Here is a 16,819-nt window from a genome sequence, read left to right on the forward strand (position 1 = left end):
ATCGTCACGCAAACACATATATGTGGGCGTGGACATGCTTGTCCTGGAGAGCAAGACTGTGAGGCACCGACCATGACGACACGGCGACAGTTTGGCCACAAGCCGGCAACGACGCCTAGGGGGATGGGCGATGCGGGCCAGAAGACAGCGAGTGAACCGCTCCGACTACCTGACAGACGCTTTGACCGTGCTGAGCGAGTGGACGCGCGACGGCGTCCAGCTCCGGCGCGAGCTCGCGTGCGACGACAGTCAGCATGCCGCATTGACCGAACGGATCAAGGTGGCGGCGGACACACTTCGCATTCAACCCAACATCAGGCGCACCAACGGTCACACTCAGATCTGCGTGGGTGATCGAGACGGTGACACCCTCACCGACGGTGAGGTCGCCCTCGCCGCCCGAATCGAGGATTTCTACCGCACGGTGACCGATTCCGAGCTGACCAACCCGCAATAGCCCCTCCTCGCTACGCTCGCGCCATGAGCGACGTGACCTACGACAGCAAGGGCCAGTTCGAGCAGGTGCAGAGCGGCCTGCTCGACGGCGAGACGATCATCGCCGTCTACGACGCGATCGGGGCGGGCACCGGCTTCATCGGGCTGACCAACCGCCGCATCATCATCCAGGACAAGTCCTTCGTCGGTAAGCGCTTCGCGATCACGAGCATCCCGTACTCGAAGGTCAGCAGCGTCAGCGTGGTCAGCAACAAGAGCTGGGCCGGCCAGTTCTTCTCCACCGGCACGATCGCCATCACGGTCGGCACGCACACGTACGAGGTCGAGTTCCGCGGCTCGGACAAGACCCACCACGTGCACAACGTGATCCTGCACTACGCGAGTTAGAGCACCCGGGTCGGAAGCGGCGTCTCCTCCACCGAGCCGTCGTCCCGCCGGCGCAGCGCGTAGCCGAGCGGCCCCGGCCGGTCGGCCACGACCTCGGACAGGGTCGTGCCCCGGTAGACCAGGGCGGCCCCGTCGTCGGTGGCGTAGCCGTCGCCCAGAGTGCCGTCGCCGATCAGTTCGTGCATCTTGGGGCGGCGCTGCTCCTCGGCGTCGTAGTGCACGCCGTTGCTGTACGGCAGCCAGCCCAGCCCGTCGGTGAACGCTTGCAGGTCCGGCCCGAAGCTGTCCGTGCTGCCGCCCTGGTGCCAGCAGATCGAGCCGGCCGAGACACCGCCGAGCACCACACCGGCCTGCCAGGCCTCGTGCAGGATCTCGTCGACCCCGTGCACCCGCCACAGCGCGCACAGGTTGGCCACGCTGCCGCCGTGCACCCAGATGATGTCCTGCTCGAGCAGGTGCGACCGGATGTCGGCCACATTCGGCATCGGGATGAGCTGAAGGTGCGACGCGATGAACTCGGTGCGGGCGAACGCCGCGTAGTGAGCACCGATGACCTGCGGAAAGTCGCCGCTGGCCTGGGTCAGGAAGCAGATCCGCGGCTGCGTCACGTGGGCCAGCTCGGCCGCGAACCGATGGATCTTGCCGGGGCGCCAGGCGAAGTCGCCGAAGCGGCCGACCTCGAAGAAGGCGCTGGTCGCGAGGATGGTGGGCTCGTCTGCGGTCATCGCGACATCATCATGCAGGCGTCGGCGGTGTCGAGCACCAGATCGGCGGCGATGTCGACGGCCAGCCGCAGCCGCAGCGGGTCGCCGTCCACGGCGGCGAAGGCTTTGTCGACCCGCTCGGCGAACTCGGCCGGAGCGCCGGGCAGGGCGGCCGCGGCGGCCACCGCGCCCTTCTCGTTGATCAGCCATCGGCCGGCCGCTCCGTGCAGGGCGTGCGCGCACACCCCGACCAGGCGGAACAGACAGCCGGAGACGTACGCGCTGTCGCCGCGCGCGATGCCCTTGCGGGCGAGCTTGACGAGGAAGTCGGCCTCCCACAGACCGGCCACGAGCTCACGGGCCAGGGCCGGCGGATAGACCCGCAGCCGCCGGCGCAGCCCTTCGACCTCTCCCGAGGGGTCGGCCAGGACCCGGGCCAGGGCGACTTCCCCGGCGTACGCGTGATCGGCGAACCCGAGCGGATGGCCCGCCTGCGTGTGGAACGCGTACCGGCCCCGTTCGACCGACTCGCAGACGTCGGCGACCCGGTCGAGATCGCGATAGATCAGATCGACCGCGTCGCCGCCGACCTCGAGCCAGCCGCCGCCGTCCACCCACGGGCCCCACCCGCCGGGCGCCGTCACCTGCGCCGAGGGGCCGGCGAGGGCGCGGGCGACCTCGGACAACCGGTCGATGTCGAGCGGCCGCCGGTAATAGAGCCCCAGGTCGGTGTCGGAACCGGGATGGTGTGTGCCGCGGGCGCGGCTGCCACCCAGCACCACCGCGGTGACGCCGGGCACGAGGATCAGCTCGGCGGCCATCGCGGCCAGCTGAGCCTCGGTCAGGGCCACCGGCGCGCCTCGATCAGCACGCGGGTCGCGTAGGAGACGAACATGCCCTTCACGCTGATCTCCTCGTGGACCGCCCGCAACCGGTCCCGGTACTTCTCGATGGTGAAGTCGGGCACGGTCCAGATCACCTTACGCAGGAAATACGCCACGGCGGCGACGTCGAGGAATTCGGCGCGCAGGCGCTCGGCCCGTACGTCAAGAAGCTCCAGACCGGCCGCTTCCGCGAGCCGCCCCGGGTTTCTCCTCGCCGGAGGCGGAAGGGGACCGAGCATGGCCTCCGACAATTCGCGATTGCTGCCGTCGCCGATCTGCTGAGACAGGAAAATGCCGCCGGGACGCAGCACGCGGGCGATCTCGGTCCAGGGCGTGCTCACCGGATGACGGCTCACGACCAGGTCGAACGTGGCGTCGAGGAACGGCAGATGGTCGTCGGCTCGCACCACGAGAGCCTCGAGGTTGCGGGCGGCCACCTCCGGTTGCCACGCTTCCGTGGCGACCAGCCGGCGTTGTCCCGGGGCCTTGCCGATGGCGTACGAGAAGACCTCGCCCCCGCCGGTCTGCAGATCCAATGCGGCACTCGCGGTCCTCAGCCGCTCGGCGACGCGATCGGCGTAACGCCACGACGGGCGTTCCTCGGTGGCACGGCCGTCGAACCAGGAGAAATCCCAGCCCTCGAGGGGAACGGCCGCCGCCTCCGCGAGCAATTCGTCGAAGTCCACGCGCCCTATCTTGGCGACGCCCACTTCGGGCCGCACCCGAGATTTCCGAGCGATTCGGCGTCGAGCAGCGCGATGTCCTGGTCGAGGATCGTGACCGAGCCGCCGAGCTGGGCGGCGCTCTCCTGCCGGCAGTCCGCCGACCGGCCGAGCGGCAGGCAGAAGTCGTCACAGCCCTTAGGCGGGCGGCCGCCGGCACCCGGTCCGGCCGGTCCCCGTCGCGAGCCGAACACGATGACCCGGTGCTGCGGCTGCCTGGTGATGGTGCTGTCCAGCAGGCGGCGCTCGGTCTGCTTGCCGTCGGTGAAGGTCACCAGGTAGCGCAGGGTCTCCTCGCCGGGCACACCGGCGGTCTGGATCTTCCGCGCGCCGCGGGGCAGCGACGGATCGCGCACGAGGCGGGTCTGGAACGGGATCTCGCGCGTCTCGGTCTCCGTGCGGGTGGTCAGCACGGGACGCGGATCGCCGGCGGCGATCACGGGCGGAGGCATTTGTTGCTGCGGCTGTTGTTGGGGCTGCCCTTGTTGCTGGGGCCGTCGCCGCGATTGTTGCAGCGGCTTGGACGGCGGCACCGCGGCCGCCTGTTTCGGGGTGCGGGTGGCGGTGCGGTCGGCCTGATTGTCGATCCGGGGCAGGCTGGCCGCCGCGTCGTACTGCGGTTTCGCGTGGTGCGGGGCGACCGGGGCCGGCGCCTGCGGGTCCTGTGCGGCCGGGGAGGCGGCGGCCTGCCCGACGGCCGTGACGATCCGCGGGGCGGCGGGGTCGTCCCTGGTCAGGGCGGCCACGCCCCCCACGGCCACGGACGTCACGACCAGCAGCGCACCGCCGCCGGCCGCCATGCGGACCCCGAACGGCAGCCGGGCCCACCAAGACTTTCGTGGCATTTCAAGCAGTTGCTGCAAAGAGTCACTAGTTGTCTGGTTTTGCACCCTAGGCATTGTGCTGCGCGAAGCGGGGGATGCAAGCACCCCCCGCTCCGGTGTGTCCCAGTTGATCAGGCAGCGTTGCGCAGCGGCTTGAGGGCCGTGCTCCAGGCCACCGTCTGGTCGAGGACGGTGTTGAGGGCCGCCTCCTGGTGGGCGCCCGGCAGGAACTTGCTGTAGTTCTCGAAGTCGGTCGCGAGCGAGAGCAGGACCTGAGCGCGGACGTCGGCCAGCATGAGCTCACCGGCGATCAGGCGCAGGTGCTCGACGGCGCGGGCGCCACCGACCGAGCCGTAGCCGACGAAGCCGACGGCCTTGTTGTTCCACTCGGCGAACAGGAAGTCGATCGCGTTCTTGAGCGCGCCCGAGGTGGAGTGGTTGTACTCGGGGGTGACGAAGATGAAGCCGTCGAACGACGCGATCTTCTTGGCCCACTCGAGGGTGTGCGGCTTGGTGTACTGGCCCATCGACGGCGGGATGGCCTCGTCGAGGTGCGGGAGGTTGTAGTCGAGGAGGTCCACCAGCTCGAACTCGGCGTCGGTGCGCTTGGACGCGATGTCCAGCACCCACTTGGCCACGGCCTCGCCGTTACGGCCGGGACGCGTGCTGCCCAGGATGATGCCGATCTTGGTGGTCATCGGTGGCTCCGATCTCTGTTTCTTGTGTCTGTGACGCTCACTAAACTTGCTACGTCAAAGAAGTATTCCTGGGCGTTGGCCGTACGATCAATGTCATGTCCGCCACAACGCCCGACCCGGCGCTCCCGCCGGGCCTCCATGCCCTGACGCCCTCGGAGGAAGCGGTCATGCGGGGCATCGGCCGGATGCTGCAACTGCTCCCCCGGCAGCTGAACACCGACCTCGAGCGCGAGCAGCGCATGTCGGCCAGCGAATACAACGTGCTGCGGCACCTGTCGGAGTCCGAGCACGGCCGCATGCGGATGAGTGAACTGGCCCAGGCGTGCGACATGTCGCTGAGCGGCATGACCCGGCTCGCGGCCAAGCTCGAGTCGCTCGGCTACCTGACCCGGGTCAAGTGCGAGGACGACCTGCGCGGGTGGAACGCGGTGCTCACCGAGCGCGGCCTGGCCCGCCTGCGCGAGGCCTGGCCGACCCACCTGGCCAGCGTCCGGCGGCACATCTTCGACCACCTCGACGGTATCGACCTCGAAAAGCTGGCGGCCGCGCTCAACGAGATCGCCAGCGACGCTCCTCGCTGAGCTGGTACGCCGCCAGCGCCTCGGTCAGCATGCGTTCCTGGGCCGCCGGCGGGTACGCGCCGGGGTCGGCCGCGGCGAAGGCGGCGGCGCCCTCGGCCATGGCGATCAGGCCGAGGGCCACATCGGACACCCGAGTGGGCGGCCAGGCCGGCGCGGCCTCACCGACCAGCCGTTCCACGCGGGCCCGCCAGGCGCGGTTGTTGGCCCGGTGCCTCTCGACGAGCTCGTCGTCGGCGACGGCCGCGGCCAGGAAACCCATCCAGACGACGCTCTCCTGCCGAGCCTCGGCGTCCAGCGCTAGCCCTTGACGCAGCACCTCCCGCAGCGCGGCGCGCGGCGACGGCGCGTCCCGCTCCAGCGCCTCGACCCGGTCCCGGGTCTTCTCGTGCAGCAGCTGCCGGGCATGCCGCAGGAGCGCCTGCCGGTTGGGGAACCGATGCATGACGAGTCCGGTCGTGCATCCGGCGGCCGCGGCCACCGCCCGTACGGTCAATCGCTCCAAACCTTGCTGCCCCAGCACGTCCCACACGGCGCGGGAGAGCGCCGCCTCCTGTGCCTTCTTGTCCGCCGTCCGTGCCACGTAACACATGTTACCGTAACGCTTGTTACGACTGGAGGACGTGCATGACCACCATCGAGGAACGACCCTGGGACGACCCGGCCGGCATCGCCCTGCGAACGGCGCAGCGGGCGGAACTCGACCAGCGCTACGGCAGTGACGACCACGAGCCCGGCACGCCGCCCTCGGCCGCCGACATCGACCTCTTCCTGGTCGCGTTCGACGACGACGGGCGCGCCCTGGGCTGCGGCGCGCTGCGCCGCCTGGACGACGTCAGCGCCGAGGTCAAGCGGATGTACGTGACTCCCGCGAGCCGGGGCAGTGGCACGGCCACCGCCCTGCTGCGGGCACTGGAGGAGGCCGCCCGCAGCCGGGGCTGGACCACTCTGCGCCTCGAGACGGGCCCGGCTCAGCCCGACGCGATCCGCTTCTACGAGCGGGAGGGCTACCGCGAGATCCCGCTCTTCGGCCCGTACGTCGGCTCCGACCTCTCGGTCTGTTACGAACGGGCCCTCGTCTGAGCGATCGGCGCTACTGACGGCGCCAGACGCCGACCTGGCCGTCGGCGGCACCCGTGCTCTGCAACAGCTTGAAGCCGTACTTGGTGCCGTTCCAGGTGTAGTCCGGATACGAGGGGATGTAGCGGCCGATCACGACGTCGACGTCGGCCGGCGGGAGGCCGCTCTTCGGCAGAAAGCCGACCTCCTGCCAATAGACGTCGTGGTACATGACGAAGTAGCCCTCGTTGGTCATCCTGGTGCTGAGAGCGACCTTGTCACCGGGACCGACGCCGAGCTTCTTCAGATCGATCGCGGTGCTGAACTTGTCACCGAGCGCCTGGATGAGGCGGTCGCGCATCACCGACATGGTCACGAGGTTCGCCGCCACGATCAGCACCAGCACCGGAATCGCGAGCCGGCGGAACCGGGTGAGGGCCACGATCACGGCGAGCCCGGCCAGCCCGATGGCCGTACCGACGAGCGGGCGGAAATTGGCGTAGCCGCCCGTGATGGTCATGATGTCCGGGCCGCCGAAGACGCCGTACGACAGCTTGTGCCCCTGCTCGGCGACATAGTGCAGCCGGTACGCGATCAGGGCTCCGCCCGCGCCGAGGACCAGAACCGGCACCACGGCGTACTTCGCCACCTCACGGAGGCTGCTTCGCACCACCACGGCGAAGCCGAAAACGATCCAGAACGGGACGAACGCCTGCACGTACCGCGAGTAGATGGCGTCGGCGTTGGTGTCGACCAGACCGGCCAGGATCAGCGCGGCGCCCAGGGCCACGCCGAGCGTGCTGAACAGGGCCAGTCCACCGGTCCAGCGGAACGCGACGTCGCGCTTGGGCCGGAACATCTCGAACGTGGCCAGGGCCCAGCCGATGCCGGCCAGACCCGCGGTCACCACGCACATGTACCAGATGTTGGTGCCGAGCGAGCCGAAGAACACCTGGAGCCGCTGGGCGCTGGTGAACACCTCGAGGGTGCCGCCGCCGACGATGTCGCCGCGGATGTGCACCTTGTCACCGAGCAGCACGATGATGATCTGGTTGAGCGCGACCAGCAGCACCAGCGGCACGACCGACAGGGCGGCCAGGCGCCAGGTCGCCTTGCGGCGGTAGATCAGGAAGGCCAGGAACGCGAAGTAGACGGCGGCGAGGATCGTGCCGCGGACGTGGACCATGTAGAGCGCGCCGGTCAGCGCACCCACGGTGATCGCGGCGCCCTTGCGCGTGGTGTCGCCGAGCCACCAGTGGACCGCCAGGAACCAGCCGAGCAGCAGCGGCGCCATGACCGCGTCGGTCATGCCCACCAGCGACCAGAACGTGCCGGCCGGCATGGTGACCGCGACGACGCCGGCGGCCAGCGCGACCCACGTCTTGAGCCCGAACATCCGGCGGGCCAGCAGGTAGGCCAGCGGCAGGGTGAGGGCGCTGATCGCCGCGTTGATGACCTGGACGATCTTGTACGAGGTCGCGAAGTCGAGGTTGAACAGGAAGGCGGGCGACACGAGCAGCGGGTACCCGACCCGGCGGAACAGTGGGGTCTCCGAGCTGAAGCCGCCCGGACCGCCGGCGATCGCGCGCGCGGCGTTCATGTAGCTGTCCTCGTCGGTGTGCGCGACCGGGTGCGTGATCGGGTGCCCGAGCCAGAGCCGCCACACGAACGCGGCCAGCCATCCCAGAACCAGGGCTCCGATGATGGCCCACCGGAGACGGCCGGAGCTTTCTTTCGCCGCCGTCGCGTCGCGCTGCACGGTCGGCATGACCTCTGTCGTCATGATGGTCGTTAATCTTCCTGCCCTGGGGCGCCGGTGGCGTCAACCAGCGAATGACCGGCGAAACGGTAGCAGCAACGGCCGCACGCCACAGCCCGCGCATAGACAGACCGACGTCATTTGCCTGTTGTACACCGATACTTACCCAAAAATCCCCAAGCCTCAATCTCTCGAATGTGGTGGGTGTGCGGTAGTGTCCGCACGCTAAGACCGCGGGGACAGCGGGGGACAATCAATGAGACTTACTTTCGTGACGGCCACGACCGGCCTTGTCATGCTGGTCGTGATATTCGAGTTGTTGCGGCGGCGGCAACTGCGTGAGAAGTACGGCGCCTTGTGGCTGCTCGTGGCGGTCGCCGTGCTTCCGCTGGCGTTCATCCCGACACTGCTCGACGGGTTGTCCTCGTTCCTCGGCATCGCGTCCGGGCTGAGCCTCTTCCTGTTCGCCAGCGTCGTCTTCCTGCTTCTGGTCACCGTGCACCTCTCGTGGGAGAGCAGCCGGCTGGAGGAGGAAACCCGAAGCCTCTCCGAGGAGATTGCCCTACTTCGGGCCGATGTCGCCGAATTGCAGGAATTGCGGGAGAAAGTGAAAACACCGTGACCGCGACAATGGAACGTGTGCTGACGATCCTGCCCGCGTGGAACGAGGCGGAATCGATCGCCGCGGTGATCAAGGAACTTCAGCAAGAAGTCCCCGGAATGGACATTCTGGTCGTCGACGACTGTTCACGGGACGCGACGGCCGCTGTCGCCCGGGCCGCCGGCGCCAAGGTCGTCCGGCTCCCCTACAACCTCGGGGTGGGCGGAGCCCGCCGGCTGGGCTACCGGTACGCGGTCGAGCACGAGTACGACGTCGCCGTGCAGATGGACGCCGACGGTCAGCACGACCCCCGATACATCAAGGACATGATCGACGCGCTGTCCGACGCCGACCTCGTGATCGGCGCCCGCTTCGCCGGCGAGGGCGTCTACAAGGTGGCCGGCCCGCGGCAGTGGGCGATGAAGCTGCTGTCGAAGGCGCTGTCCGCGATCGCCCGCACGAGGCTGACCGACACCACCTCCGGCTACCGGGCCTGCCGCGGCGAGCTGATCAACTTCTACTCGCGCAACTTCCCGGTCGAATACCTCGGCGACACGGTCGACACGATCGTCCAGGCCAAGCGCTGCGGGTACGTGATCAAGCAGATCCCGGTGTCGATGCGCCCCCGCCAGGGCGGCACGCCCAGCAACTCGCCGACCAAGGCGATGATCTACCTGTTCCGCTCCGGCCTGGCGCTGCTGCTCGCCCTGGTCCGCCGATGACGGCCGGCACCCTCGGCGAAACCGCACTTCGCATCACCCGCAGCAGCGGCTTCCGCTTCCTGATCGTCGGTGGCACCAGCGTGGTCGTCGACGCGGGCCTGCTCTGGGTGCTGCACGGCCTGGCCGGCATGTGGCTGGAGCCCGCCACCGCCATCGCGTTCCTGGCCGGCTTCTTGGTCAACTTCCTGCTCAACCGCCAGTGGGCCTTCGCCTCCACCGGCCGCCTCCGGCATCAGCTGGCCAAATACCTGGCCCTGGTAGCGGTGAACCTGCTGATCACGGTCCTGCTGGTCAAGGCCCTGACCACTCTCGGCGTCATGTACCTGATCGCCAAGGTCCTGACCACCGCCGCCCTCTCCACGATCAACTACTTCATCTCCCGCAAGTGGATCTTCATCTGACGCGATCCGTCACGTCAGAATGCTACGGTGACGCCATGACCGCGGTGCCCGAGTGGATGCGCCCACCTCGGCCAGAGGGGTGGTACGCCGACGACCTCGACCGACTGCCCGAAGCACCGCGCCATACCGAGCTCATCGATGGAGCACTCGTCTTCATGATGTCCCCCCAGCGGATCTGGCACGCCCGGATGATTACCGCGCTGGTGAACGCTCTGACGAATCAGGTCCCCGAAGGCATCGCGGTCGACCGCGAGATCACCATTCGGCTCGACAAATGGAACCGTCCCGAGCCCGATCTCCTGATCACAAGGGCGCCCTTCGACCTCTTCCGTACTTTTTACACGCCCGAAGAGGCACTTCTGGTCGGAGAGGTTGTCTCACCGGAGTCGGCACACCGCGATCGAACGGTCAAGCTGCGTAAGTACGCCGAAGCCGGTATTGCGAGTTACTGGCGCATCGAAGTCGAGGACACATCGCCGGTGGTTCACGCCTACGAACTCGACGAACCGACCCGGTCGTACGTGCCGACCGGCATCCATCGCCACACGCTGCGCACCACAGTGCCGTTCCCGATCGAAATCGACCTGGACAAGCTGGTGCCCGGCCCCAAGAGCTGAGCCGGGCGCCGTGCTCGTCACACGTTGAAGCGGAACTCGACGACGTCGCCGTCCTTCATGATGTAGTCCTTGCCCTCCATGCGGACCTTGCCGGCGGCCTTGGCGGCGGACATGGAGCCGGCGGCCATCAGGTCGTCGAAGCTGACGATCTCGGCCTTGATGAAGCCGCGCTGGAAGTCGCTGTGGATGACGCCGGCGGCCTCGGGGGCGGTCGCGCCGACCGGGATCACCCAGGCGCGGGCCTCCTTCGGGCCGGCCGTCAGGTACGTCTGCAGGCCCAGCGTGTCGAAGCCGACCCGGATCAGCTGGTTGAGGCCGGGCTCGGTCTGGCCGGTCGACTCGAGCAGCTCCTGCGCGTCCTCGGGAGACAGGTCGATCAGCTCGGACTCGATCTTGGCGTCCATGAAGACGGCCTCGGCCGGCGCCACGAGGGCGCGCAGCTCGTCGAGGAACGCGGCGTTGCCGAGCTCTTCCTCGTCGACGTTGAACACGTACAGGAAAGGCTTGGTCGTCAGCAGGTGCAGCTCGCCCAGCAGCTCCACGTCGATGCCGGCCTTCGCCGCGCCCGCGTGCAGCGTGACACCGTCGTTGAGCAGCTTGAACGCGGCCTCGGCGGCGGCCACGACCGGCGCCCGGTCCTTCTTGAGCTTCGCCTCTTTCTGCAGGCGGGGCAGCGCCTTCTCGACCGTCTGGAGGTCGGCCAGGATCAGCTCGGTGTTGATCGTCTCGATGTCGTCGGACGGCGACACCTTGCCGTCGACGTGCAGCACGTTCGGGTCGGAGAACGCGCGTACGACCTGGCAGATGGCCGAGGCGTCGCGGATGTTGGCGAGGAACGCGTTGCCCCGCCCCTGCCCCTTCGACGCGCCCCGGACCAGGCCGGCGATGTCGACGAAGCTGACCGGCGCCGGAATGACCTTCTCGCTCTTGAACAGCTCGGCCAGCTTCTCCAGGCGCTCGTCGGGCAGCCCGACGACCCCGACGTTCGGCTCGATCGTCGCGAACGGGTAGTTCGCGGCGAGCACGTCGTTCTTGGTCAGGGCGTTGAACAGGGTGCTCTTGCCGACGTTGGGCAGGCCGACGATTCCGATGGTGAGGCTCACGGAGCGTCAGTCTACGGGGTGCATGGCCATGTCCGAATCCCGCCAGCAATCCGTACAGCGGCAAGCGCAGACTCAACGACATGGAACTGGACTTCGAGCGGTGCTACCGGGCCGTGGACAGCCGGGACCAGCGCTTCGACGGCTGGTTCTTCACCGCCGTGACCAGCACCGGCATCTACTGCCGCCCGTCCTGCCCGGCGATCACGCCGAAGCGGGAGAACGTGCGCTTCCACCCGAGCGCGGCCGCCGCGCAGCGGGCCGGCTTCCGCGCCTGCAAGCGCTGCCGGCCGGACGCGGCGCCCGGCTCACCCGAGTGGGACGTGCGGGCCGACCTGGTCGGGCGCGCGATGCGCCTGATCGGCGACGGGGTGGTCGACCGGGAGGGCGTGCCGGGGCTGGCGAGCCGCCTCGGTTACACCGAGCGTCACCTGAACCGGCTGCTGACCGCGGAACTCGGCGCCGGGCCGCTGGCCCTGGCCCGGGCCCAGCGCGCGCAGACGGCGCGCATTCTGATCGAGACCACCGGCCTGGGCCTGGCCGAGATCGCGTTCGCGGCCGGTTTCGGCAGCGTCCGCCAGTTCAACGACACCATCCAGGAGGTGTACGCGCAGGCGCCCGGCCAGCTGCGGGCCCGGCGGGCCAGTGGTGCGGCGGACGAGCCGGGGACGATTTCCGTACGGCTGGCGTACCGTTCGCCGTTGCACGTGCCGGCGCTGCTCGACTTCCTCGGGACGCGGGCGCTGCCGGGGGTCGAGGAGCGCGACGGGAACACGTACCGCCGAGGCCTGTCCCTGCCCCATGGAAGCGCGACCGTGGCGCTGACGCCGGCCGACCGGTTCGTCACGGCGACGCTGCGGCTGGGCGACGTCCGCGACCTGGCGCCGGCCGTGGCCCGCTGCCGGCGGCTCTTCGATCTGGACGCGGACCCCGACGCGGTCGACGCCACGCTGGGTGCGGACGGCGCGCTGGCGACGGCTGTCGCCGAGGAGCCGGGTGTACGGGTGCCGCGCGCGGTCGACGGTTTCGAGATGGCCGTGCGGGCGATCGTGGGCCAGCAGGTCTCGGTGGCCGGCGCGCGAACGACCCTGGGCCGGATCATCGCAGCGGCCCGGGTCGCCCTTCCCTCCGAAGTGGGCCTCGCTGCTTTTCCCTCCGCCGCGGTCGTGGCCGACCTGCCGGATGCGGCGTTCGGGATGCCGGCGGCGCGGCGGGACACGATCCGGCGGGTGGCGGCGGCCGTGGCCGACGGCAAAATCGACCTCGAGCCGGGCGCGGACCGGGCCGAAACCGTCGCCCGCCTGGAAGAACTCCCCGGGATAGGCGCGTGGACGGCCGGATATGTCGCGATGCGGGCGATCGGCGATCCGGACGTCTTCCTTCCCACCGATCTCGCCGTACGCCGCGGAGCAGCGGCTCTGGGCCTGCCGACCGCGGCCAGGGCGCTCGCCGCGCACGCCGAGCGGTGGCGGCCGTGGCGCTCATACGGACTGATCCGGCTGTGGAGAGCGGCCTGACGCGTTGTCCACAGGCTCAACAAGATCTTTCCCATGGCCCGTCCGAACGGGCCAAGCTGAAGCGCGACCCCAGGAGGACCCGATGTTGAAATACCGCACGCTGGACACCCCTACCGGCCCGCTGACCGTGATCGTCTCCCCGTCCGGCGCCGTGCGCGCCGCCGGCTTCACGACCGACGTGGCCGACCTGGTGAGCCTGATCCATCCCGATCTGCGCGCCCCGGCCGAGCCGGCCGACGACGTCGGGCCGGTCACCGGCCACGTCCGGTCCTATTTCGACGGTGACCGCTCGGCGATCGACGCCGTGACCGTCGAGCAGCGGACCGGCGGGCCCTTCATCCGGTACGCGTGGCAGGTCATGCGCGAGATCAAGCCGGGCGCCCCGGTGACCTATTCGGAGTTCGCGCGCCTGGCCGGGCGTCCGGCCGCGGTCCGCGGCGCGGCGTCGGCCTGCGCGCGCAACCCGGTCGCGCTCTTCACGCCCTGTCACCGGGTGCTGCGGCTGGACGGCACGCTCGGCGGCTACCGCTGGGGTGTGCCGGTGAAGCAGTGGCTGCTCGACCACGAGGCGTCGGCGTGACGCTTATTGCCAAGCCCTCGATCCGGCCGCGCCGTAGCATTCAGCCATGACTGATACGGGAACGACCGGACGCGCCGGTCTCCCCGAGCGGCCGTCGCTGGACGGGCTCGAGGACAAGTGGGCGCGGACCTGGCAGGAGGAGGGCACGTATGCGTTCGACCGCTCGAAGGAGCGCTCGGATGTATACAGCATCGACACGCCTCCGCCGACCGTATCGGGCGAGCTGCACATGGGGCACGTCTTCTCGTACACCCACACCGATACGGTCGCGCGGTTCCAGCGCATGCGCGGCAAGGCCGTCTTCTATCCGATGGGCTGGGACGACAACGGGCTGCCGACCGAGCGCCGGGTCCAGAACGTGTACGGCGTCCGGTGCGACCCGGCGCTGCCCTACGACCCGGCCTGGGAGCCGCCGGCCACGCCGCCCAAGCAGCCGATCGCCATCTCGCGGCGCAACTTCGTCGAGCTGTGCGGCCGGCTGACCACCGAGGATGAGAAGGCCTTCGAGGCGCTGTGGCGCACGCTCGGCCTCTCGGTCGACTGGGGGCTGACCTACACGACGATCGGGCGGCACTCGCAGGCCGTCTCGCAGCGCGCCTTCCTCAACAACCTGGCGCGCGGCGAGGCCTACACGTCCGAGGCGCCGACGCTGTGGGACGTCGGGTTCCGCACGGCGGTCGCGCAGGCCGAGCTCGAGGACCGGGAGCGCCCGGGCGCGTACCACCGGCTGCGTTTCCACGGGCCGGACGGCCCGGTCGAGGTCGACACGACCCGGCCCGAGCTGCTGCCGGCCTGCGTCGCGCTGGTCTACCACCCGGGCGACGAGCGCTACGAGGGCCTGACCAGTGTCCGGACGCCGTTCTTCGACGTCGAGGTGCCGGTCAAGGCCCATCCGATGGCCGCGATCGACAAGGGCACCGGCATCGCGATGGTCTGCACGTTCGGTGACATCACCGACGTCACCTGGTGGCGCGACCTTCAGCTCGAGACGCGGGTCGTTCTCGGGCGCGACGGCCGGTTCCTGGCCGACCGTCCGGCGGATGTTCCCGAGGCGGCCTACCGGGAGTTCGCCGGCCTGACCGTCAACGCGGCCCGGCGGGAGATCGTCCGGCTGCTCACCGAGTCCGGCGACCTGATCGGCGAGCCGCGGCCGATCACCCATCCGGTCAAGTTCTACGAGCGGGGCGACTCACCGCTGGAGATCGTCACCAGCCGGCAGTGGTTCGTCCGCAACGGCGGCCGCGAGCCCGCGCTGCGCGAGCGGCTGATCGCCCGGGGCAAGGAGTTGCAGTGGTTCCCCGAGCACATGCGGCATCGCTACGAGCACTGGGTGAACGGGCTGACCGGTGACTGGCTGATCAGCCGGCAGCGGTTCTTCGGCGTGCCGATCCCGGTCTGGTACCGGCTCGACAACGCTGGCGAACCGGACTACGACCAGCTTCTCATACCGGACGAAACGGCGCTGCCGGTCGACCCTTCCTCGGAGTGTCCGCCCGGTTTCGACGAGTCGCAGCGCGACGTTCCGGGTGGCTTCACGGCCGACCCGGACGTGATGGACACCTGGGCCACCTCATCGGTGACGCCGCAGATCGTCACCGGCTGGCAGCACGACGACGACCTGCACCGGCGGACCTTCCCGATGGATCTGCGCCCACAGGGGCAAGAGATCATCCGCACCTGGCTGTTCTCCTCGGTCCTGCGGGCCGACCAGGAAAGCGACGTCCTGCCGTGGAAGACGACAGTCCTGTCCGGGTGGATCCTCGACCCCGACCGTAAGAAGATGTCCAAGTCCAAGGGCAACGTCGTCACCCCGATGGACCTGCTGACGCAGAACGGCTCGGACGCGGTGCGGTACTGGGCGGCCAACGGACGGCCCGGGGCCGACCTGGCGTTCGACCCGGCCCAGATCAAGGTCGGCCGGCGGCTGGCGACCAAGCTGCTCAACGCGTCGAAGTTCGCGCTCGGGCTGGGCGCGGCCGAGGCGCTGCGGCAGCCGGTCACCGAGCCGCTCGACCGGGCGATGCTGACCCGGCTCGCGGCGGTGGTCGGCACGGCGACCGAGGCGTTCGACAGGTACGACCACACCGAGGCGTTGCAGGCGACCGAGGCGTTCTTCTGGACGTTCTGCGACGACTACATCGAGTTGGTCAAGGAGCGGGCGTACGCGCAGGGGCCCGGCGCCGACTCGGCCCGGGCGGCGCTGGCGGCGGGGCTGTCGGTACTGCTGCGGCTGTTCGCGCCGTTCCTGCCGTACGTGACGGAGGAGGTCTGGTCGTGGTGGCGGTACGGGTCGGTGCACAAGGCGACCTGGCCGACGACGTACGAGCTGACCCGGGTCGCGCCTGAGGGTGACGCGAGCCTGCTCGACCTGGCCGGCGACGCGCTGCGCCAGGTTCGGCGGGCCAAGAGCGACCGGAAGCTGTCGATGAAGGCCGACGTGCCGCTGGCCGAGGCGCTGGGGCCGGCGGAGCTGCTCGACAAGCTGGCGCTGATCGAGGGCGACCTCACCTCGGCGGGACGCATCGCCAAGCTGGACAAGCTGCCCGACCGTACGCCCGAGTTGGTCATCGCCTGCGCCTTCTGACCGGAGCTCGTGGGCCCGGCTCCGGCGAAACGCCGGAGCCGGGGCCGCCGGCAGGGCAGCATGGGAGGCATGATCGCGCCTGATCAGGTGGAGGCGCCCGCACGCGACGCCGTGCTGTTCCGGTCGTCGCCGGTGCGGACGTTCGTCACCGTCTTCATCCTGCTGATGCTCTCGTTCGCCCTCGTCTCGCCGATCATGGCGGCGGTCACGGGCGGCACCGGGAACCCGTGGTGGCACACCGCGTTCCAGGCCGGGGTGGTCGCGGTCTTCGGGGCGGCCTGCTTCGCGTACTCCACGCGGGGTTCCCTGAAGACGTGGGTGCGGGTCTCGTCGGGCGGCCTCGAACTGGCCGCGCAGGACAGCGACCCGATCCTGCTGGCCTGGGAGGACATCGCCTCGGTGAAGGTGCGCCGGGAGCGGTTGCGCAACGTCCTGGACGTGACCCCGGTCGATCTCGACAGCGTGCACCCGGTGCAGGGCCAGCGGGTCGGGTGGCCCGCTCTGGCCGAGACACCGAACGGCACCGCGTTCACCGCCGACCTCAGCGAGATCTGGCCAGGCCCGCGACGGCTACGCCGCGAGCTGGCCAAACACCTCCGCCAAACCGACGGCGCCTAAGAGTCGCC

Annotated in this window: 20 protein-coding genes; 12 read left to right on the top strand and 8 right to left on the bottom strand. The window is 69.5% G+C overall.

From position 1 onward, the window contains the following. The first annotated feature begins 130 nt into the window (after nucleotides 1–130). Both AB0C26_RS08095 and AB0C26_RS08100 read left to right on the top strand, forming a co-directional pair. Nucleotides 131–457, top strand: a complete 327-nt coding sequence (locus tag AB0C26_RS08095; protein ID WP_360243301.1) for a pterin dehydratase — start codon at nucleotides 131–133, stop codon at nucleotides 455–457. 23 nt (nucleotides 458–480) lie between these two features. Next, nucleotides 481–843 (top strand): PH domain-containing protein, encoded by a 363-nt coding sequence (locus AB0C26_RS08100; RefSeq protein ID WP_360243304.1) that lies wholly within the window; start codon nucleotides 481–483, stop codon nucleotides 841–843. On the opposite strand, the gene AB0C26_RS08105 is transcribed toward AB0C26_RS08100, so the two are convergent. The 5 genes from AB0C26_RS08105 to AB0C26_RS08125 all read right to left on the bottom strand — a co-directional run bounded on the left by AB0C26_RS08105 (nucleotide 840) and on the right by AB0C26_RS08125 (nucleotide 4,675). Continuing rightward, a complete protein-coding gene (locus AB0C26_RS08105) occupies nucleotides 840–1,568 on the bottom strand; it encodes a peptidase E (protein WP_360243307.1) in 729 nt (242 codons plus the stop codon). The two genes, AB0C26_RS08100 and AB0C26_RS08105, sit on opposite strands and share 4 nt — an antisense overlap. Further along, nucleotides 1,565–2,398, bottom strand: a complete 834-nt coding sequence (locus tag AB0C26_RS08110) for a nucleotidyltransferase domain-containing protein (protein WP_360243310.1) — start codon at nucleotides 2,396–2,398, stop codon at nucleotides 1,565–1,567. Before AB0C26_RS08110 ends, AB0C26_RS08105 begins: the two co-directional genes overlap by 4 nt. Continuing rightward, nucleotides 2,389–3,126, bottom strand: a complete 738-nt coding sequence (locus tag AB0C26_RS08115; RefSeq protein ID WP_360243652.1) for a methyltransferase domain-containing protein — start codon at nucleotides 3,124–3,126, stop codon at nucleotides 2,389–2,391. Before AB0C26_RS08115 ends, AB0C26_RS08110 begins: the two co-directional genes overlap by 10 nt. Then, nucleotides 3,123–3,998 carry a G5 domain-containing protein gene (locus AB0C26_RS08120; protein WP_360243313.1) on the bottom strand — a complete coding sequence of 292 codons (876 nt, stop codon included), beginning with the start codon at nucleotides 3,996–3,998 and terminating at the stop codon, nucleotides 3,123–3,125. Before AB0C26_RS08120 ends, AB0C26_RS08115 begins: the two co-directional genes overlap by 4 nt. A gap of 110 nt (nucleotides 3,999–4,108) precedes the next feature. Further along, complete coding sequence (locus AB0C26_RS08125) at nucleotides 4,109–4,675, bottom strand: NAD(P)H-dependent oxidoreductase (RefSeq protein WP_360243316.1); 567 nt, start codon at nucleotides 4,673–4,675, stop codon at nucleotides 4,109–4,111. Between the two features lie 95 nt (nucleotides 4,676–4,770). Between AB0C26_RS08125 and AB0C26_RS08130 the strand changes: the two genes are divergently transcribed. Beyond that, nucleotides 4,771–5,256: a MarR family transcriptional regulator gene (locus tag AB0C26_RS08130; RefSeq protein WP_360243319.1), complete on the top strand. Its 486-nt coding sequence runs from the start codon at nucleotides 4,771–4,773 to the stop codon at nucleotides 5,254–5,256. Here the strand turns inward: AB0C26_RS08130 and AB0C26_RS08135 are convergent. Next, nucleotides 5,225–5,836: a TetR family transcriptional regulator C-terminal domain-containing protein gene (locus AB0C26_RS08135; RefSeq protein ID WP_360243322.1), complete on the bottom strand. Its 612-nt coding sequence runs from the start codon at nucleotides 5,834–5,836 to the stop codon at nucleotides 5,225–5,227. The genes AB0C26_RS08130 and AB0C26_RS08135 overlap by 32 nt on opposite strands. Before the next feature lie 44 nt (nucleotides 5,837–5,880). Between AB0C26_RS08135 and AB0C26_RS08140 the strand changes: the two genes are divergently transcribed. Further along, nucleotides 5,881–6,336 (top strand): GNAT family N-acetyltransferase, encoded by a 456-nt coding sequence (locus tag AB0C26_RS08140; protein ID WP_360243325.1) that lies wholly within the window; start codon nucleotides 5,881–5,883, stop codon nucleotides 6,334–6,336. A gap of 10 nt (nucleotides 6,337–6,346) precedes the next feature. Here AB0C26_RS08140 and AB0C26_RS08145 read toward each other — a convergent pair whose 3' ends face one another. After that, on the bottom strand, nucleotides 6,347–8,095 hold the full coding sequence (locus tag AB0C26_RS08145; RefSeq protein ID WP_360243328.1) for a hypothetical protein: 1,749 nt from the start codon (nucleotides 8,093–8,095) through the stop codon (nucleotides 6,347–6,349). Between the two features lie 247 nt (nucleotides 8,096–8,342). Between AB0C26_RS08145 and AB0C26_RS08150 the strand changes: the two genes are divergently transcribed. The 4 genes from AB0C26_RS08150 to AB0C26_RS08165 are packed head-to-tail and all read left to right on the top strand — an operon-like array spanning nucleotide 8,343 to nucleotide 10,412. Beyond that, nucleotides 8,343–8,693: a DUF2304 domain-containing protein gene (locus AB0C26_RS08150; protein WP_360243331.1), complete on the top strand. Its 351-nt coding sequence runs from the start codon at nucleotides 8,343–8,345 to the stop codon at nucleotides 8,691–8,693. An 8-nt stretch (nucleotides 8,694–8,701) separates the two neighbouring features. After that, nucleotides 8,702–9,394, top strand: coding sequence for a glycosyltransferase family 2 protein (locus tag AB0C26_RS08155; RefSeq protein ID WP_360243334.1), 693 nt, complete (start codon nucleotides 8,702–8,704; stop codon nucleotides 9,392–9,394). Further along, entirely contained in the window at nucleotides 9,391–9,795 is a 405-nt protein-coding gene (locus AB0C26_RS08160) for a GtrA family protein (protein ID WP_360243337.1), read from the top strand. The genes AB0C26_RS08155 and AB0C26_RS08160 overlap by 4 nt, the downstream gene beginning before the upstream one ends. 35 nt (nucleotides 9,796–9,830) lie before the next feature. Then, entirely contained in the window at nucleotides 9,831–10,412 is a 582-nt protein-coding gene (locus AB0C26_RS08165) for a Uma2 family endonuclease (protein ID WP_360243340.1), read from the top strand. Between the two features lie 17 nt (nucleotides 10,413–10,429). On the opposite strand, the gene ychF is transcribed toward AB0C26_RS08165, so the two are convergent. Beyond that, on the bottom strand, nucleotides 10,430–11,515 hold the full coding sequence (gene ychF, locus AB0C26_RS08170; protein ID WP_360243343.1) for a redox-regulated ATPase YchF: 1,086 nt from the start codon (nucleotides 11,513–11,515) through the stop codon (nucleotides 10,430–10,432). 80 nt (nucleotides 11,516–11,595) lie between these two features. Here ychF and AB0C26_RS08175 point away from each other — a divergent pair, with 80 nt between their 5' ends. From AB0C26_RS08175 to AB0C26_RS08190, 4 genes are all read left to right on the top strand, one after another. After that, nucleotides 11,596–13,029: an AlkA N-terminal domain-containing protein gene (locus tag AB0C26_RS08175; protein WP_360243346.1), complete on the top strand. Its 1,434-nt coding sequence runs from the start codon at nucleotides 11,596–11,598 to the stop codon at nucleotides 13,027–13,029. Nucleotides 13,030–13,111: 82 nt separating this feature from the next. Next, complete coding sequence (locus AB0C26_RS08180; RefSeq protein ID WP_360243349.1) at nucleotides 13,112–13,609, top strand: methylated-DNA--[protein]-cysteine S-methyltransferase; 498 nt, start codon at nucleotides 13,112–13,114, stop codon at nucleotides 13,607–13,609. Between the two features lie 46 nt (nucleotides 13,610–13,655). Continuing rightward, nucleotides 13,656–16,193 carry a valine--tRNA ligase gene (valS, locus tag AB0C26_RS08185; protein ID WP_360243352.1) on the top strand — a complete coding sequence of 846 codons (2,538 nt, stop codon included), beginning with the start codon at nucleotides 13,656–13,658 and terminating at the stop codon, nucleotides 16,191–16,193. Nucleotides 16,194–16,262: 69 nt separating this feature from the next. Next, complete coding sequence (locus tag AB0C26_RS08190; protein ID WP_360243355.1) at nucleotides 16,263–16,811, top strand: hypothetical protein; 549 nt, start codon at nucleotides 16,263–16,265, stop codon at nucleotides 16,809–16,811. Nucleotides 16,812–16,819 lie beyond the last annotated feature (8 nt).

It is taken from the genome of Actinoplanes sp. NPDC048796 (assembly GCF_040650035.1).
Classification (GTDB): Bacteria; Actinomycetota; Actinomycetes; order Mycobacteriales; family Micromonosporaceae; genus Actinoplanes.

Excerpts from the sequence above, each read along its gene's own strand:
- AB0C26_RS08180 (WP_360243349.1), top strand. The coding sequence starts at position 13,112 with ATGTTGAAATACCGCACGCTGGACACCCCTACCGGCCCGCTGACCGTG.
- AB0C26_RS08125 (WP_360243316.1), bottom strand. The coding sequence starts at position 4,675 with ATGACCACCAAGATCGGCATCATCCTGGGCAGCACGCGTCCCGGCCGT.
- AB0C26_RS08145 (WP_360243328.1), bottom strand. The coding sequence starts at position 8,095 with ATGACGACAGAGGTCATGCCGACCGTGCAGCGCGACGCGACGGCGGCG.
- AB0C26_RS08105 (WP_360243307.1), bottom strand. The coding sequence starts at position 1,568 with ATGACCGCAGACGAGCCCACCATCCTCGCGACCAGCGCCTTCTTCGAG.
- AB0C26_RS08100 (WP_360243304.1), top strand. The coding sequence starts at position 481 with ATGAGCGACGTGACCTACGACAGCAAGGGCCAGTTCGAGCAGGTGCAG.
- AB0C26_RS08120 (WP_360243313.1), bottom strand. The coding sequence starts at position 3,998 with ATGCCACGAAAGTCTTGGTGGGCCCGGCTGCCGTTCGGGGTCCGCATG.
- AB0C26_RS08095 (WP_360243301.1), top strand. The coding sequence starts at position 131 with ATGCGGGCCAGAAGACAGCGAGTGAACCGCTCCGACTACCTGACAGAC.
- AB0C26_RS08165 (WP_360243340.1), top strand. The coding sequence starts at position 9,831 with ATGACCGCGGTGCCCGAGTGGATGCGCCCACCTCGGCCAGAGGGGTGG.
- AB0C26_RS08130 (WP_360243319.1), top strand. The coding sequence starts at position 4,771 with ATGTCCGCCACAACGCCCGACCCGGCGCTCCCGCCGGGCCTCCATGCC.
- AB0C26_RS08175 (WP_360243346.1), top strand. The coding sequence starts at position 11,596 with ATGGAACTGGACTTCGAGCGGTGCTACCGGGCCGTGGACAGCCGGGAC.
- AB0C26_RS08160 (WP_360243337.1), top strand. The coding sequence starts at position 9,391 with ATGACGGCCGGCACCCTCGGCGAAACCGCACTTCGCATCACCCGCAGC.
- AB0C26_RS08140 (WP_360243325.1), top strand. The coding sequence starts at position 5,881 with ATGACCACCATCGAGGAACGACCCTGGGACGACCCGGCCGGCATCGCC.
- valS (WP_360243352.1), top strand. The coding sequence starts at position 13,656 with ATGACTGATACGGGAACGACCGGACGCGCCGGTCTCCCCGAGCGGCCG.
- AB0C26_RS08190 (WP_360243355.1), top strand. The coding sequence starts at position 16,263 with ATGATCGCGCCTGATCAGGTGGAGGCGCCCGCACGCGACGCCGTGCTG.
- AB0C26_RS08155 (WP_360243334.1), top strand. The coding sequence starts at position 8,702 with ATGGAACGTGTGCTGACGATCCTGCCCGCGTGGAACGAGGCGGAATCG.